Origin of the sequence: Aureimonas sp. AU20 (assembly GCF_001442755.1) — a bacterium.
GTDB lineage: Bacteria > Pseudomonadota > Alphaproteobacteria > Rhizobiales > Rhizobiaceae > Aureimonas.
Genome location: NZ_CP006368.1, coordinates 65176 through 81238, shown reverse-complemented (window position 1 = coordinate 81238; position 16063 = coordinate 65176). Strand labels below are relative to the sequence as shown.

Below are 16063 nucleotides of genomic sequence, written 5' to 3'. Positions count from 1 at the left end.
AATGTACGTCGCCGTCAAGGGCGGGGAAGCCGCCATCCGCAACGCCCACAAGCTGCTCGCCGACCGTCGGCGCGGCGAGCGGGACGTGCCCGCGCTGACGCTCGACCAGATCACCGGACAGCTTTCGCTGGCGGTGGACCGAGTCATGGCCGAGGGCTCGCTCTACGATCCCGAGCTTGCCGCCATCGCCATCCGGCAGGCGCGGGGCGACCTGATCGAGGCGATCTTCCTGCTGCGCGCCTATCGCACCACGCTGCCGCGTTTTCGCGCCGCCGAGCCGGTGGACACGGGCGCCATGCAGCTGGAGCGCCGCGTTTCGGCCACCTACAAGGACCTGCCCGGCGGCCAGCTGCTGGGGCCGACCTTCGACTACACGCACCGGCTGCTCGACCCCGCCATGGCCGGCGACGAGCCGGTTCCCCAGCCGGAGCGCCGCGCCCGCGAGGACGAGGCGAAGGCGCCGCGCGTCACCGATCTTCTGCGCGGCGAAGGCCTGATCGAGCCGGACGGCGATGGGCCGGCGGAGGGCTGGGGCGAGCCCGGCGACATCACGCGCGATCCGCTGGACTTTCCGGCCGGGCGCGACCTCCGGCTCCAGGCGCTGGCGCGCGGCGACGAGGGCTTTCTCCTGGCCCTCGGCTATTCCACCCAGCGCGGCTACGGGCGCAACCACCCGTTCGTCGGCGAGATCCGCATCGGGCTGGTGGAGATCGAGGTGGACCTGCCCGAACTCGGCTTTCCCGTCGTGATCGGCCGCGCGCGGCTGACCGAATGCCAGATGATCGCGCAATTCTCCGCGCCCAAGGGGGGCGAGGCCCGCTTCACGCGCGGCTACGGCCTCGTCTTCGGCCAGAGCGAGCGCAAGGCCATGGCCATGAGCCTCGTCGACCGCGCCTTGCGGGCGGACGAGTTCGACGAGGAGCGTCTGGCCCCGGCGCAGGACGAAGAGTTCGTCCTGTCCCATTGCGACAACGTCGCCTCGACCGGCTTCGTGGAACATCTGAAACTGCCCCATTACGTCGACTTCCAGGCCGAGCTCCACCTCCTGCGCCGGCTGAACGCCGAGCGCGCGGCGGCTCCGGCCGAAGCGGACGCGACCGGGGCCGAGCCGGCGGAGGCCGCGCAATGACCCTCACCCTTCCCGCCATCAACTTCGCCTATCTCGACGAGGCGACGAAGCGGATGATCCGCCGCGCCATTCTCAAGGGCATCGCCGTGCCCGGCTACCAGGTCCCTTTCGCCAGCCGCGAAATGCCCATGCCCTACGGCTGGGGCACGGGGGGCGTGCAGGTGACGGCGGCGATCATCGGGCCGCGGGACGTGCTGAAGGTCATCGACCAGGGCGCCGACGACACGACCAACGCCGTCTCCATCCGCGCCTTCTTCGAGAGCGTCGCCAAGGTCGAGACCACGACCCGCACGGGCGCGGCGACCATCATCCAGACCCGGCACCGCATTCCCGAGGCGCCGCTGAAAGCCGGGCAGATCCTCGTCTATCAGGTGCCGATCCCCGAGCCGCTGCGCTTTCTGGAGCCGCGCGAAAGCGAGACCCGCACCCTCCATGCGCTGGAGGAATACGGGCTCATGCATGTGAAGCTCTACGAGGACATCGCCCGCCACGGCGAGATCGCCACGACCTACGCCTACCCGGTCAAGGTCGAGGGGCGCTACGTCATGGACCCCTCGCCCATCCCGAAGTTCGACAATCCCAAGATGCACCGCTCGCCGGCGCTGCAACTCTTCGGCGCTGGCCGCGAAAAGCGCATCTACGCCCTGCCGCCCTTCACCGACGTGCAGAGCCTCGATTTCGACGACCACCCCTTCGCGATCCAAAAGTTCCACACCCCTTGCGCGCTCTGCGCGGCGACCGGCGTCTATCTCGACGAGGTCGTGACCGACGACCGGGGCGGGCGCATGTTCGTCTGCTCCGACACCGACCATTGCGAAACCCGTCGCGCAGACGGCCATGTCGGCGCGCTTCTGGGAAAGGTCCCGGCATGAGCGCGAGCGCCACCCCGCTTCTCTCCGTCGAGGGCCTCGAAAAGCGCTACGGCGCGCGGATCGGCTGCACCGACATCTCGCTCGATCTCTGGCCGGGCGAAGTCCTGGCGATCGTCGGCGAGTCCGGATCCGGCAAGACGACGCTTCTTTCCTGCCTCTCGGCCCGGCTGGAGCCGAGCGCGGGCACGGTGCGCTACGCCATGCGCGACGGCGAGATGCGCGATCTCGCAACGCTCACCGAGGCCGAGCGGCGCTTTCTCATGCGGACCGACTGGGGCTTCGTGCACCAGAACCCGGCCGAGGGCCTGCGCATGCGCGTGTCGGCCGGCGCCAATGTCGGCGAGCGGCTGATGGCGGTGGGCGGGCGTCATTACGGCGCGCTTCGCGAGGCGGCGTCGGACTGGCTCGGCCGCGTCGAGATCGACCCGCGCCGCATCGACGACCGGCCGGTGGAGTTTTCCGGCGGCATGCGCCAGCGGCTGCAGATCGCGCGCAATCTCGTGACCCATCCCCGCCTCGTCTTCATGGACGAGCCGACCGGCGGGCTCGACGTCTCGGTGCAGGCGCGGGTGCTCGATCTCCTGCGCACGCTGGTGGCCGATCTTGGCCTGTCGGTGATCCTCGTCACGCACGATCTCGCCGTGGCGCGGCTCCTGTCGCAGCGGATGATCGTGATGAAGGCGGGCCGCATCGTGGAGCAGGGGCTGACGGACCGCGTGCTGGACGATCCGCACCATCCCTACACCCAGCTTCTCGTCGCCTCGATCCCGGAGTCCTGACCATGTCGGAGCTTTCCAACAAGGCCGCCCCGCTCCTGTCGGTCAGCGGCGTCGCCAAGTCCTTCACCATGCACTTGCGCGGCGGCATTCAGCTGCCGGTGGTGGAGAACGTCGCCTTCGATCTTCGCCCCGGCGAATGCGTGGTGCTCGGCGGCCCGTCCGGCGTCGGCAAGTCCTCGATACTGCGGATGATCTACGGCAACTACGCGGTCGATCGCGGCGCCATTCTGGTGCGGGACGTAGGCGACGGGCAGATGCGCGATCTCGGCGCGGGCGATCCGCGCACGGTCCTCGCGCTGCGCGAGCGCTCCATCGGCTATGTCAGCCAGTTCCTGCGCGCCGTTCCCCGCGCTTCGGCGCTGGACGTGGTGGCCGATCCGCTGGTGCGGCTCGGCGTGGCGCGGGAGACAGCGCGAGAGCGCGCGAGCGCCATGCTGACGCGCCTGAACCTTCCGCAAGCGCTGTTCGACCTGCCGCCCGCCACTTTCTCGGGCGGCGAGAAGCAGCGCGTCAACATCGCGCGCGGCTTCCTCACCGACCAGCCGATCCTCCTTCTCGACGAGCCGACCGCCTCGCTGGACAGCGCCAATCGCGATGTCGTGGTCGCGATGATTGGCGAGAAGCTCGCCGCCGGCACGGCCATTCTCGGCATCTTCCACGACGAGCCGGTGCGCGCGGCGGTTGCCACCCGCATTCTCGACGTTTCCGCCTTTTCCGCCCGGAGGGCCGCATGAGCACCAAGCTGAACGAGCACGTTCCGCTCATCCATCCCAGCGCCGAAGTGTCGGACACCACGTTCGGCCGCTTCACCGAGGTGGAGGCGCGGTCCTATGTCTGCGAAACCGAACTCGGCGACTATTCCTATGTTATGCAGGACTGCCGGATCTGGCGCGCCCGGATCGGCAAGTTCGCCAACATCGCCGCCGCCGTGCGCATCAACGCCACGAACCATCCGGTTCACCGCGCGACGCTGCACCATTTCACCTACCGGGCCGGCGACTATTTCGAAGGCGCCGACGACGAGGCCGAGTTTTTCGAAGAGCGCCGCTCGAAGGTGGTCACGATCGGCCACGACACCTGGATCGGCCATGGCGCCACGGTCCTGCCGGGCGTCACGATCGGCAACGGCGCGGTGGTCGGCTCCGGTGCGGTGGTGAGCCGCGACGTCGCGCCCTACACGATCGTCGGCGGCGTGCCAGCGCGCCTCATCCGCGAACGCTTCTCTCAAAAGACCGGCGCGCGCATGGACGCGCTCGCCTGGTGGAACTGGTCGCACGACCGGCTCTTCGAGGCGCTGGCCGACTTCCGCCGGCTGGGCGCCGAGGCCTTTCTCGATGCCTACGAGCGTCAGGCTTACGCGACTGTCATCCAAGCTTAACGAAACCGTCACTGCCAGCCCAACTCGGTATGTCAGGCTGCCCCCGCAGCAGAGAGGCACGAACGCCATGACCGCGATTACCGTGACCCGACTTTCCAAGCGCTTCGGCACCACGCAGGCCCTCAGCGAGGTCGACCTCTCCGTCGCCCCCGGCGAGATGGTGGCGCTGATCGGCGCCTCCGGCTCCGGCAAGTCCACCCTCATCCGCCACATCGCCGGGCTGGAAACCGGCGAAGGCGAAGGCAGCCGCATCGCCATCTTCGGCACGCCCGTCCAGGCCGGCGGGCGGATGCTGAAGGGCGCGGACGCCGTGCGCGGCGAGGTGTCGGTGATCTTCCAGCAGTTCAACCTCGTGCATCGCCTGTCGGTGCTCACCAACGTCCTGATCGGCACGCTCGGCCGCATTCCTCGCTGGCGTGGCACGTTCGGCCTGTTCCGGCGCGGCGACAAGGCGGCAGCGCTCGAGGCTTTGGCGCGCGTCGGCATCGGCCATGCCGGAACGCAGCGCGCCTCCACGCTGTCGGGCGGCCAGCAGCAGCGCGCCGCGATCGCCCGCACGCTGGTGCAGCGCGCCCGCATCCTGATCGCCGACGAGCCGATCGCCTCGCTCGACCCCGCCTCTGCCCGGCGCGTGATGGACGTGCTCGCCGCGATCAATCGCGACGACGGGATCACCGTTCTCGTGTCGCTGCATCAGGTGGACTACGCCCGCCGCTATTTCGCCCGCACGGTCGCCATGCGCGACGGGCGCGTCGTGTTCGACGGGCCGTCCTCGGCCCTCACCAACGAATTCCTGTCCGAGCTCTACGGCTCGGCCTCGGAAGAGCTGCTCCTGCCGGATGCGCCGGCCGCAGCCCCCAGCCGCCGGCCGGAGCCGGCACGCCACCCCTCGCTCGGAGCCCTCGAGGCCGTCTGAGTTCCCAACGACCATCGGAGACTGCAATGAACGCTTTCCTCAAGGGCATGGCGGCGGTTTGGCTCGCCTCCACCTTCGCCGGCACCGCGCTCGCCGAGACGGTGAATTTCGGCATCATCTCCACCGAGTCGCAGCAGAACCTGCGCACCAAGTGGGAGCCGTTCCTGGCCGACATGGCCAAGGAAACGGGCCTCGACATCAAGCCCTTCTTCGCGACCGACTATGCCGGCGTGATCGAGGGCATGCGCTTCGGCAAGGTGCAGCTCGCCTGGTACGGCAACAAGTCCGCGATGGAAGCGGTGGACCGCGCCAAGGGCGAGGTCTTCGCCCAGACCGTGCATGCCGACGGTACGCCGGGATATTATTCGCTGATTCTGGCGCCCGCGTCCTCGAAGCTCAACTCGCTCGACGACCTCCTGAAGTGCGACAAGTCGGTGAATTTCGGCCTGGGCGATCCGAACTCGACCTCGGGCTATCTCGTGCCGATGACCTTCATCTTCTCGGCGCGCAACATCGACCCCAAGACCTGCTTCAAGAACGTCACCAACGCCAATCACGAGACCAACGCGATGGGCGTGGCCAACGGCCAGCTGGACGCGGCGGCCAACAACACCGAGAACCTGGCGCTTCTGCAGAAGAACCAGCCGGGCGCCTACGGCAAGATCAAGATCATCTGGAAGTCGCCACTGATCGCGGCCGATCCGCTGGTCTGGTCCAAGGACCTGTCGGACGAGACCAAAACTAAGCTGCGGACCTTCGTTCTCGACTACGGCACGGAGCGCTCGAAGGGCGACCGGCAGGCCGAGCTGAAGATCCTGAACGACCTGACCTGGACCGTCTTCCGTCCGTCCAACGACGACCAGCTTCTGCCCGTTCGCGTCATGGAACTGACCAAGACCATCGCGCAGACCAAGGGCGACGCCTCGCTCTCCGACGCCGCCAAGGCCGAGAAGATCAAGCCGCTGGAAGAGAAGAAGGCGGCCATCGAGGCCCGCATGGCCCAGCTTCCGCAGGGCTGATCGCCAAACGCTTCGTCGCGGCCGGGGCGCCCAGCGCCCCGGCCTGCCGCCCGAGACCCTTGCCGAGCGAGGCTCCATGACCCAAGCCAAGACGATATCCGAGGTCGGCGCGCCGCAAACGATGCGGGACGCCTCGCGGGCCCGCGGCGCCCTGTCCCACATGGCGCTGCCCGCCCTTGTCGTGGCCGCGCTCGCCTGGAGCTGGGGGCCAGCCGAGATGGGCCAATGGACCCATCTCTTCACAGATGCCGGCAACATGGCGGAATACGCCACCGGCTTCCTGCATCCCGACTTCTCGCCCTGGCGCAGCTATCTCTCGGAGATGGTCGTCACCGTGCAGATCGCCATCTGGGGCACGTTCCTGGCGGTCGTCCTGTCGGTGCCCTTCGGCATCCTGTCGGCCAAGAACATGGCGCCCTGGTGGGTCTACCAGCCCTCGCGCCGCCTGATGGATTTATTCCGCGCCATTCACGAGGTGGTCTTCGCCGTGCTCTTCGTCGTGGCGGTGGGACTTGGCCCCTTCGCGGGGGTGATGGCGCTGTTCGTCCACACGACGGGCATTCTCGCCAAGCTCTTTTCCGAGGCGGTGGAGGCGATCGACCCACGCCCGGTCGAGGCGATCCGCACCACCGGCGCCTCGCGCCTCCAGCAGATCGTCTATGGCGTCATCCCGCAGGTCCTGCCGCTCTGGATCTCCTTCTCGCTCTACCGGCTGGAATCCAACGTCCGCTCCGCCACCGTGCTCGGCGTGATCGGGGCTGGCGGCATCGGACAGATCCTGTTCGAATCCATTCGGGGCTTCTACTATCCGCAGGCGTCCGCCATGCTTCTCATCATCGTCGCCACGGTCAGCCTTATGGATATCCTGTCTCAGACCCTGCGAAAGCGCGTCATCTGATGCGCGTCGCGATCTACTACACGCCGCCGGCCGAAGCGCCCCTGTCGCATCTGGCCGCCAACTGGCTGGGCCGCAGCGCCTTTCCCGGCACGCCCGCAGAACCGCTCGATCCCGCCCGGGCGGCGCTCGTGAGCGAGCCCGCGCGCTACGGCTTCCACGCCACGATGAAGGCGCCCTTCCGCCTTGCCGAGGGACGCTCTCTGGAGGCGCTGGACGAGGCGCTGCGCCAGTTCTGCAACGCCAATCGGGCGCCCGTTATCCGCCAGCTGGCGCTGCGCCGTCTGTCGGGCTTCTTCGCCCTGGTGCCGAACGAGGGCGAGCCCGCGCTGGACGCGCTGGCGGGCGAGGCCGTGCGCGCCTTCGAGCCGTTTCGCGCGCCGCTCAGCCCCGAGGACTGGGCGCGCCGCAAACCCGAAACCTTGAGCGAGCGCGCCCGCGCCCATCTCCTGCAATGGGGCTATCCCCATGTGTTCGAAGATTTCCGCTTCCACATGACGCTGACCGGGCGCGTGGCCGACGAGGCCGCGCCCGCCGTCGAGGCCGAGTTGCAGGAGAGGTTCGCGCCGGTCCTTGGCCGGCCGCTCGCCGTCGACCGGCTTGCGCTGTTTCTTCAGGCCGAGCCCGGCCAGCCTTTCCACGTCCACTCCCTCCATCCGCTGCGCAGCGAGCCATGAACGCGATCACCATGAATGCGACTTTGAGCGAACAGGTCTTCACCAACGCCATCATCGTTCTGCCGGACGACATCGTGGAGGGCAGCGTCCTCGTGCGCGACGGGCGCATTGCGGACATCTCCTCCGGCGCCGCCTCTCCCAGCCTCGCGCGGGTCGGGGTGGACTGCGAGGGAGACCATCTCCTGCCCGGCCTGGTGGAGCTTCACACCGACAATCTCGAAGGCCATTACCTACCCCGGCCCAAGGTGCGCTGGAACATCCACGCCGCCCTTCAGGGGCACGACGCCGAGATCGCGGCGTCCGGCATCACCACGGTCTTCGACGCGCTTCGCGTCGGGCTGGACGAGGACGCCCAGCTCGGCGCGGCCGACATGGGCTTGATGGCCGAGGCGATCCTCTCGGCGGGCGCGGCCGGGGCGCTTCGCGCCGAGCATTTCCTCCATCTGCGCTGCGAGGTCTCGGCGCCCGACGTCATACCGAGCTTCGAGCGCCTCGCTTCCAACCCGCGCGTGCGTCTGGCCTCGCTGATGGACCATGCGCCGGGGCAGCGGCAGTTCGTGGATCTCGAAACCTACCGCGTCTACTATCAGGGCAAGACCGGCATGCCGGACCCCGTGTTCGACGCTTTCTGCCTGCGGCGCATCAAGGAATCCGAAGAGTTTTCCACACGCCATCGCGAGCTCATCGCCGAGCGTTGCCGCGATGCCGGCGTCAGCCTCGCCTCGCATGACGACGCGACGGCCGCCCATGTCGCGGAAAGCCGCACGCTGGGCGTGGCGCTCGCCGAATTCCCCACCACGATGGAAGCCGCCCGCCTGTCGCACGAAGGCGGGCTCGCCGTCCTGATGGGCGCGCCCAACGTGGTGCGCGGCGGCTCGCATTCCGGCAACATCTCCGCCGCCTCGCTGGTGGAGGCGGGGCTGCTCGACGTCCTGTCCTCGGACTACGTGCCCTTCAGCCTGATCCAGGCCGCCTTCGTCCTGTCCGGGTCGATCGGCCTGCCGGCCGCCGTTCGCATGGTGAGCCAGGCGCCGGCCCGCGTCGCCGGGCTGGCGGATCGCGGCGCCATCGCGGCCGGGCTGCGCGCCGATCTCGTCCGAGTTCACGCGCCGGAAGCGAGGGTCTCGACCCCCGTGGTGCGCGGCGTGTGGCGCGAGGGCCGCCGTGTCGCCTGATCCGCTGGGTCTTCCCCCTGGCCCTCACGTCGCCCCCCAGGCCGGCCTGCTTCTGGCCGTGGTCGGCCCGAGCGGCGCCGGCAAGGACACGCTGATCCGCCTCGCGCTGGAGCGTCTCGGCCCGGAGCCGCGCCTCCATCTGGCGCGCCGGGTGGTGACGCGCGCCTGCGACGGCCAGTCGGAGGCGCATGACAGTCTGGACGAGCCCGGCTTCGCGCGGGCGGAAGCGGCTGGCGCCTTCTGCCTGACCTGGCGGGCGCATGGGCTGGCCTACGGCCTGCCGATGCTGGTGCGCGAGCAGGTCGGTGAGGGGAAGCTGGTTCTGGCCAATCTCTCGCGCCGCGCCTTAAGCGAGGCGGCGCGGCGCTTCGGGCGCCTTGCGCTGGTGGAAATTACCGCGCCCCCCGCCGTGCTCGCCGCGCGCATCGCTGCGCGAGGGCGGGAGAGCGAAGCGGACATCCTCGCCCGCCTCTCGCGCCCCGCCCATCTCGAACAGCCGCCGGGGACGCATAGCAGCTTGCGCATCGACAATTCCGGCACGCCGGAAGACGGCGCGGACCAGCTCGCGCGCCACATCAAGGCGCTCCTGGCCGAACTGCCGGCCTGACGAAACCGCACTCGGCCCGCCTTCAAATGGGCCGGGCTTTCACCCCTCGCTGCCGCTGAAATGGCGCGCGACGAGCGTCCTGGCATGCGCCCACCAATCCGGCGAGCCCTTCTCGATCACCGGCCCGTAGCGGGCGTGGACCTGATCTTGCGTCACGCCGTTCTCGGTCCAGGTGCCGCCAGCGGTGAGCGTATTTAGAAGGAGGGGCTGCAGGCGGTCGAGCGCCTTGGCGAAGCGCGCGTCGGGCGTTTCCGCCCGCTCGAACTCGCGCCACAGGGCAAGGAGTCCGTCGCGCTGGTCCTCCGGCAGGAGGCCGAACAGACGTTCGGCCGCTTCCTCCTCGGCTCGCGCGACGAAGGCCAGGTCATGCGTCCCGTGGATCGGCGTATCGCCTGCATCGATCTCGACGAGATCGTGGACGAGCAGCATGGCGACCACCCGCGCCGTGTCGATGGCGGGATGGTCCGCCCCCAGCACCAACGCGAACAGCGCGAGATGCCAGGAATGCTCGGCCGAGTTCTCGCGCCGGCTCCCCCCGACGATGCGGCTCTGCCGCTCGACCGATTTCAGAGCGTCGGCTTGCGCGAGAAAGGCGATCTGGCGTTCGAGACGGCTGAGCGACATGAGACATCCTAGAGACTGTTTGACAACTCGGTCCGATCCGTTGGCGCTTTTGCGTCGACGCCTTGGGCGAGACGTGCCGCGCGAGCGAGGCAGTGGTGCGCGAGCGCATCCAATGTTTCGCTCGCCCTTACGGACGGTTGCCAATCCTCGCGGAGGCGCCGTCGCATAACTCCAGTCCGGCGCCTCGCGGTCGTCGCAAAATCACTCTGCGGCTCTGCGCCGACGAGGTGTCAATGAGTCTCTTATCATTCCGAGAGGGCGCGCGCCAAACGCCCGTCCGTCGTGGTCGATCACCCGTCAATCCGTGGGCGCCGAGCCGGCAGAGCCGCCGAATTCGGCCAGACTTGGTGATCCTGTCGCGCAAGCCGACCTGCCTTCTGCGCGCCATGGGTCTCGATCCCGAAGCGATCCACGAGGCGCTGGACGGGACGGGAGACGAAGTCGGCCCCGCCCATCTCAATCGCCTCCTGCGCGGTTACGACGCAGCCTGATCTCACGTCCCGTGCGATGGCCGTCAGGAACGGAAAATGGCGTTCGTATGCCGCTCGAAAAGGCAGCACCCGCTCTGCGCATGGCCATTGAACGCCTCAGGCTTATGCAGTCGGCCAAAGGAATAATCCAACCCAGGGTCATGGTTGCAACCCATTGGTCAGGTCTTCGCGCCTCTACTGGGAGGGTCAAAAACGGGTTCGATCCTCCGATGCTTCTCACCAGACTTGCGACCCAGCATTCCGTCGGCTTCGTTCTGGCGGCCGTCTTCATCTGCCTCGCGGCGGGATGGCTGTTGGCCGACCTGTCCGCGCGGGTCGCGGAAGCCTCCGGCGTGGTCCGCCGCCGCTGGCAGCTCGGCGTCGCCGTGGTGGCCGGCCTCGGGGTCTGGACGACGCATTTCGTGGCGATGCTCGGCTACCGGCCCGATATGCTGCTGAGCTACGAGATCTGGACCACGGCGGCCTCGGCGCTCCTGGCCATCGCGCTGACAGGCGGCCCCCTTGCCTTGTCCGCCGGCGCGACGGACTGGCGGGCGCGCGCGCTCTGGGGCGGCCTTGCGGGTGCAGGCATCGCGGCCATGCATTACTCGGGAATGCAGGCGCTGGAGGGCTGTCTTCAAGTGCGCGCGCCGGGGCTCAGCCTCGTCGCCGGGCTGATCGGCATTCTGTCGCTGGCGGGCGCGCGCGGCGCCCCTCGCCTCGCCCGTTCGCGGCTCGCGACCTGTCTTCTCTTCACTTTCGCTGTCGGCGGCATGCATTTCCTCGCCATCGGCGGAACCGAGCTTGTGGTTCAGGAGGGCGCCGACATCGCGGGCGACAACAAGATCGTGCTCAGCGTCTTTACCTCGGCCGGTGCGGCGATCCTGTTTCTCGGCGCCTTCGCCACGATCCTGACGGCGCGCCGCTTCGAGGCGCAGGAAAAGGCGCACTCGGCCGTCTTGTCGACGGCGCTGGAGAACATGTCGAACGGGCTGGTCTATCTCGACCAGTGGGGCCGGGTTCAGCTCTACAACCGCCGCTATCTCGAAATCTACGGGTTCGAGATCGGCCTGTCGCTCAAGGGCATGACCGCGCACGAGATCGTCGAGGCGGTGGGCGACCGGCACGACTGGAGCGCGGAGCGTCGTGAGAAGGCACGCGGGCGCCTCTTGGAATGGGAAAGGGTCGATAGCTTTTCCACGATCGACTACGAAATGGACGATGGCCGGATCATGCAGGTCGAAATCCGTCCGGTCTCGCGCGGCGGCATGGTCGTGACCTTCGACGACGTGACGGGCGAGCGCCAGGCCCAGCGGCGCATCGAGGAACTGGCCTTCCTCGACCCCTTGACCAAGCTGCCCAACCGGCGCGCCCTCAACGCACGCATCGAGCGGGACTATCATCCCCGCCAGTGGTTCAAGCTGCTGCTCATCGATCTCGACCGGTTCAAGCCGGTGAACGACACCTATGGGCACGGGGTCGGCGATCTCCTCCTGATCCAGGTCGCCACGCGGCTGAGCGAAATCGTCGGGCCGGAGGGCTTCGTCGCGCGCCTGGGCGGCGACGAGCTGGCGATCCTGATCCAGGGAGATCTCGACAAGGCGAAGGCGGTGGCGGAACAGGTGATCGAGGTGCTCGCCTTCCCCTTCCAGATCGGCGAGCTGACGATCACCATCGGCTGCAGCATCGGCCTCTGCTGCACGGACGACGCGCGCGACGCGACGGAACTGATGCAGTTCGCCGACATCGCGCTCTACGAATCCAAGCGGAACGGGCGCGGGCGCCTCAGCTGCTATACGACCGGCATGATGGAGGCCATGTCCGAGCGCGTGCAGATCGAGGCCGACATGCGCCTGGCGATCGAGCGCGGCGAGATGCATCTGGCCTACCAGCCGGTGCTGGCACTTAGCGAGAACCGGGTGATCGGCTACGAGGCACTGATCCGCTGGGACCACCCACTGCTCGGCCCCGTCTCGCCCGCACGCTTCATCCCTCTCGCGGAGGAAACCGGCCAGATCCTGGCGATCGGCGCGTGGGTGCTGCGGGAGGCGTGCCGGCAGGTAGCGGCCCTTCCGGACGAGGCCTATGTCGCGGTCAACGTGTCGGCCGTGCAGTTCCGCTCGCCGCTGCTCCTCTCGCACCTGACGACGGCTCTCGCCACCAGCGGCCTGCCGCCGCACCGGCTGGAGATCGAGCTGACGGAAACAGCGATCGTCGAGGACGGGCGCAAGATTGTCGAAATCCTGTCGGCCATCCGCCAGCTCGGCGTGTCGATCGCCATGGACGATTTCGGCACGGGCTATTCCTCGCTGTCGCACCTGCGCGACTTTCCGCTCGACCGCATCAAGATCGACCGCTCCTTCGTGGCGACGGCGGAGGAGGACCGGCATTCGCGCGTGGTGATCGAGGGCATCACCCAGATCGCGCACCAGCTCGGCATCGCCATTCTGGCCGAGGGGGTGGAGACGCCGAGCCAGCTGGACTTCCTCCGTTCGATCGGCTGCGAGGCGGTGCAGGGGTATCTGATCGGCCGCCCCGTGCGGATGCTGGAAACGGAAAGCGCGCTCGCCCTTTCGGCCTGAGGCCGAGGCGCAAGCGCTGTTTCGAAAAGGTCGGGCGGAGCGAACCGCCCTTCCGCCCGCAGACGTTGGCGGCGAAGCGCCGCTGCCCGTTTCACGGCGGCGGGTCGGGACGAGCGCTCTTGACCCGACCTGCAATGGACCGGGCGAGACAGGCTTTCGCCGTCGGTCTTGCGACCCCGCTGGCCGGAGCGTCCTCTGGCCCTTTGCCATTCCTCGTACAAAACCGGTTGACTACGACAGAGAAACCGATTTCTCTAGCGTGAGAAAACGGTTTCCTAATTGCGGATTGGGAGTTCAGCGTCGTCTCATGGCGGATGGTTCGCAAACCGAGAGTCTGGCGGATAGCCCTGCGGCGGGGTCGGCGCGCATCACCATTCGGGATGTGGCGTCGGCGGCGGGCGTCTCGGTCGCCACGGCCTCGAAGGCGCTGAACGAGCGGGGCCGCATGATGCCGGAAACGCGGGAGCGGGTGCAGGCGGCGGCGGAGCGACTGGGGTTTCGGCCGAACGCCATGGCGCGCGCGCTGGTTTCGCAGCGCTCCTTCACGCTCGGCCTCCTCACCAACGACTCCTACGGCCGCTTCACGCTGCCGGTGGCGGCGGGCCTGTCGTCGGCCATGACCGATCGCGGCGTCTCGGTGTTCCTGTGTCCGGTCGAGGACGACCCGGAGCGCGCGCGCATCAGCCTGGATGCGCTGACCGACAAGCAGATCGACGGGCTGGTGATCGCCGGACGGCGGATCGACCGGACCCTGCCGCTCGACCTCTCGGTCCTGCGCCTGCCCGTGGTGCATGTCGTCTCGGCCTGCCCGGAGGGGGGCGTCGGCTTCGTGCCGGACGACGAGGGCGGGGCGCATCTGGCGGTGTCGCATCTCGCCCGGCTGGGGCGGCGGCGGATCGCCCATGTCACCGGCCCAAGGAGCTTTTCCGCCGTGGCCCTGCGCGAGGAGGGCTGGCGGCGGGCGCTTTCCGAGGCGGGTCTCCCACGCCTCGGCGAGGCGCTGTCCGGGGAATGGTCGGAGCAATTCGGCTACGAGACCGGACAGCGCCTCTTCGGACCCGAAACGGAGGCCAAGCACCGCCCCGACGCCGTGTTCTGCGGCAACGACCAGATCGCGCGCGGGCTGATCGACGCCCTAACGCTCATGGGTCTGCGGGTGCCGCAGGATGTCGCCGTGGTCGGCTTCGACAATTGGGAGCCGTTCGCGCAGGCCACGCGCCCGCCGCTGACGACGGTCGACATGGAGCTCAAGGATCTCGGCCGGCAGGCCGGGCTGACGCTTCTCGATATGATCGATCGGAAGCCGGTGGAGCCGGGCCTCCGGCGCCTCCCCTGCCGGCTGGTGACCCGCCGATCCTGCGGCGTCGCGGACGATCGGGAACGCCCGATGGACTGGGCGAACGGCGGATAGAAGAGAGGTTTTTGCCCGAGGGCAAGATGCGACACGCAAGGAAAGACGGGGCGGCCGGCCCCGCGCCGGTCGTGCCCTGCGCTTCGAGGACCATGCTTCGCCACGCGGCCGGGAGGGCTGCGCGGCGAGAACGAACGATCGACGGCGCCTCGCGAACGGAGCGCTTCACTGGGGAGGAACATCTATGCGCAATTGGCTCTTCGGCCTCGGCGGACTTGCCGTCGCCCTTGCCCTGCCGGCTTCGGCCGGGGCGGAAACCTTCAGCCTCTGGGTGCGCTCGGACGGCTCGACCTTCATGCCCAAGCTCGTGGACGCCTTCAACAAGAGCCAGGGCGAGCACAAGGCCGAGCTGCAGATCGTGCCGGTCAACGAGCTGGTGCAGAAATACGCCGTGGCTGCGGCGGGAGGCACGGCGCCGGACGCCCTTTCGCTGGACCTCATCTATACGCCGGCCTTCGCCTCGGCCGGGCAGCTCGAGGACATCACCGACCTCGCCCAGTCGCTGCCCTATTTCAGCCAGCTCTCCAAGCCGCATGTCGCGGTCGGCACGTGGCAGGGGCGCATCTACGGCCTGCCCTTCTCGGCCGACGCCTCGGTCCTGATCTGGAACAAGAAGCTCTTCCGCGAAGCCGGGCTCGACCCGGAAAAAGGGCCGACGACCTGGGCCGAGATCCGAACCGACGCCGAGAAGGTGACCGCGCTCGGCGGCGAGCGGAAGGGCTTCTACTTCTCCGGCAATTGCGGCGGCTGCAACATCTTCACCTTCACGCCGCTGATCTGGGCCTCGGGCGGCGACATCTTCGCCGACGACGGCAAGCGCGCCACGCTCGACACGCCGCAGATGCGCGAGGCGCTCGGCTTCTATCAGGGCATGGTCAAGGACGGGCTCGTGCCGGCCGGCTCGCAGACCGACACGGGCGCCAATTTCTTCGCCGCCTTCGCCAGCGGCAATATCGGCATCACGCCCTCCGGCTCCTTCGCCATCGGTGCGCTCAACCAGCAATATCCCGATCTCGAATACGGCGTGACCTACCTGCCGGGCAAGGACGGCGGCGTTTCCTCCTTTGCCGGCGGCGACAATTTCGTGGTCTCCAAGGGCACTCAGAAGAAGGCCGGCATCAAGGCCTTCCTGGACTATGCCTATTCGCTGGACGGGCAGACGCTGCTCGCCCGCAACGGCTCGCTGCCGGTGCGCGCCGATGTGGCGACGCAGGCGCTGGCCGGGCTCGACGCGCGCTATCTCACCGCCGTCCAGGCCATGGCCAAGGGCAAGACGCCCTACAGCACGGTCTTCAACGACCTCATCAACTCCGCCAACGGCCCCTGGATCACGATGCTGAACCGCGCCTTCTTCGGCAGCCCGGACGATATCGAGCCGGCCGTGCGCGAGGCGCAGGACGCGATGCAGACCATCATCGACACCGCGCCCTGATCCCCCAAGCCATCGATCGCCGCGCGCGATCCCCGGCCAGTTTCCTCGCGGCGCCCGCCGCCGCGAGGCGCGCCTCTTCCGCCAGATGCAGGGAGCC

General features: G+C 68.5%; 16 protein-coding genes. 15 read left to right on the top strand and 1 reads right to left on the bottom strand.

Annotated features, from left to right (window positions below):
• The first annotated feature begins 1 nt into the window (after position 1).
• The 11 genes from M673_RS17385 (at position 2) to phnN (ending at position 9447) form a co-directional block, all read left to right on the top strand.
• Positions 2-1129, top strand: a complete 1128-nt coding sequence (locus tag M673_RS17385; protein ID WP_061977979.1) for a carbon-phosphorus lyase complex subunit PhnI — start codon at positions 2-4, stop codon at positions 1127-1129.
• On the top strand, positions 1126-2001 hold the full coding sequence (locus tag M673_RS17380; RefSeq protein WP_061977978.1) for an alpha-D-ribose 1-methylphosphonate 5-phosphate C-P-lyase PhnJ: 876 nt from the start codon (positions 1126-1128) through the stop codon (positions 1999-2001). The genes M673_RS17385 and M673_RS17380 overlap by 4 nt, the downstream gene beginning before the upstream one ends.
• Positions 1998-2780: a phosphonate C-P lyase system protein PhnK gene (gene phnK / locus M673_RS17375; protein WP_061977977.1), complete on the top strand. Its 783-nt coding sequence runs from the start codon at positions 1998-2000 to the stop codon at positions 2778-2780. The genes M673_RS17380 and phnK overlap by 4 nt, the downstream gene beginning before the upstream one ends.
• Before the next feature lie 2 nt (positions 2781-2782).
• Positions 2783-3514 carry a phosphonate C-P lyase system protein PhnL gene (phnL, locus tag M673_RS17370; RefSeq protein ID WP_061977976.1) on the top strand — a complete coding sequence of 244 codons (732 nt, stop codon included), beginning with the start codon at positions 2783-2785 and terminating at the stop codon, positions 3512-3514.
• A complete protein-coding gene (locus M673_RS17365; protein WP_061977975.1) occupies positions 3511-4158 on the top strand; it encodes a DapH/DapD/GlmU-related protein in 648 nt (215 codons plus the stop codon). The genes phnL and M673_RS17365 overlap by 4 nt, the downstream gene beginning before the upstream one ends.
• A gap of 67 nt (positions 4159-4225) precedes the next feature.
• Positions 4226-5074, top strand: a complete 849-nt coding sequence (gene phnC, locus M673_RS17360) for a phosphonate ABC transporter ATP-binding protein (protein WP_061977974.1) — start codon at positions 4226-4228, stop codon at positions 5072-5074.
• 26 nt (positions 5075-5100) lie between these two features.
• Positions 5101-6093, top strand: coding sequence for a phosphonate ABC transporter substrate-binding protein (phnD, locus tag M673_RS17355; RefSeq protein WP_061977973.1), 993 nt, complete (start codon positions 5101-5103; stop codon positions 6091-6093).
• A 76-nt stretch (positions 6094-6169) separates the two neighbouring features.
• Complete coding sequence (gene phnE, locus M673_RS17350) at positions 6170-6991, top strand: phosphonate ABC transporter, permease protein PhnE (RefSeq protein WP_061977972.1); 822 nt, start codon at positions 6170-6172, stop codon at positions 6989-6991.
• Complete coding sequence (locus tag M673_RS17345) at positions 6991-7665, top strand: DUF1045 domain-containing protein (RefSeq protein ID WP_061977971.1); 675 nt, start codon at positions 6991-6993, stop codon at positions 7663-7665. The genes phnE and M673_RS17345 overlap by 1 nt, the downstream gene beginning before the upstream one ends.
• Complete coding sequence (locus M673_RS17340; protein ID WP_061977970.1) at positions 7662-8840, top strand: alpha-D-ribose 1-methylphosphonate 5-triphosphate diphosphatase; 1179 nt, start codon at positions 7662-7664, stop codon at positions 8838-8840. Before M673_RS17345 ends, M673_RS17340 begins: the two co-directional genes overlap by 4 nt.
• Entirely contained in the window at positions 8830-9447 is a 618-nt protein-coding gene (gene phnN, locus M673_RS17335) for a phosphonate metabolism protein/1,5-bisphosphokinase (PRPP-forming) PhnN (protein ID WP_061977969.1), read from the top strand. The genes M673_RS17340 and phnN overlap by 11 nt, the downstream gene beginning before the upstream one ends.
• Before the next feature lie 39 nt (positions 9448-9486).
• Here phnN and M673_RS17330 read toward each other — a convergent pair whose 3' ends face one another.
• Positions 9487-10071, bottom strand: coding sequence for an HD domain-containing protein (locus M673_RS17330; RefSeq protein ID WP_061977968.1), 585 nt, complete (start codon positions 10069-10071; stop codon positions 9487-9489).
• 344 nt (positions 10072-10415) lie between these two features.
• Between M673_RS17330 and M673_RS24700 the strand changes: the two genes are divergently transcribed.
• The 4 genes from M673_RS24700 (at position 10416) to M673_RS17315 (ending at position 15966) form a co-directional block, all read left to right on the top strand.
• Positions 10416-10562, top strand: coding sequence for a hypothetical protein (locus tag M673_RS24700; protein ID WP_156421112.1), 147 nt, complete (start codon positions 10416-10418; stop codon positions 10560-10562).
• A gap of 209 nt (positions 10563-10771) precedes the next feature.
• A complete protein-coding gene (locus M673_RS17325; RefSeq protein WP_061977967.1) occupies positions 10772-13123 on the top strand; it encodes an EAL domain-containing protein in 2352 nt (783 codons plus the stop codon).
• A 307-nt stretch (positions 13124-13430) separates the two neighbouring features.
• Positions 13431-14534 carry a LacI family DNA-binding transcriptional regulator gene (locus M673_RS17320; RefSeq protein WP_061977966.1) on the top strand — a complete coding sequence of 368 codons (1104 nt, stop codon included), beginning with the start codon at positions 13431-13433 and terminating at the stop codon, positions 14532-14534.
• Positions 14535-14718: 184 nt separating this feature from the next.
• Complete coding sequence (locus tag M673_RS17315) at positions 14719-15966, top strand: ABC transporter substrate-binding protein (protein WP_061977965.1); 1248 nt, start codon at positions 14719-14721, stop codon at positions 15964-15966.
• Positions 15967-16063 lie beyond the last annotated feature (97 nt).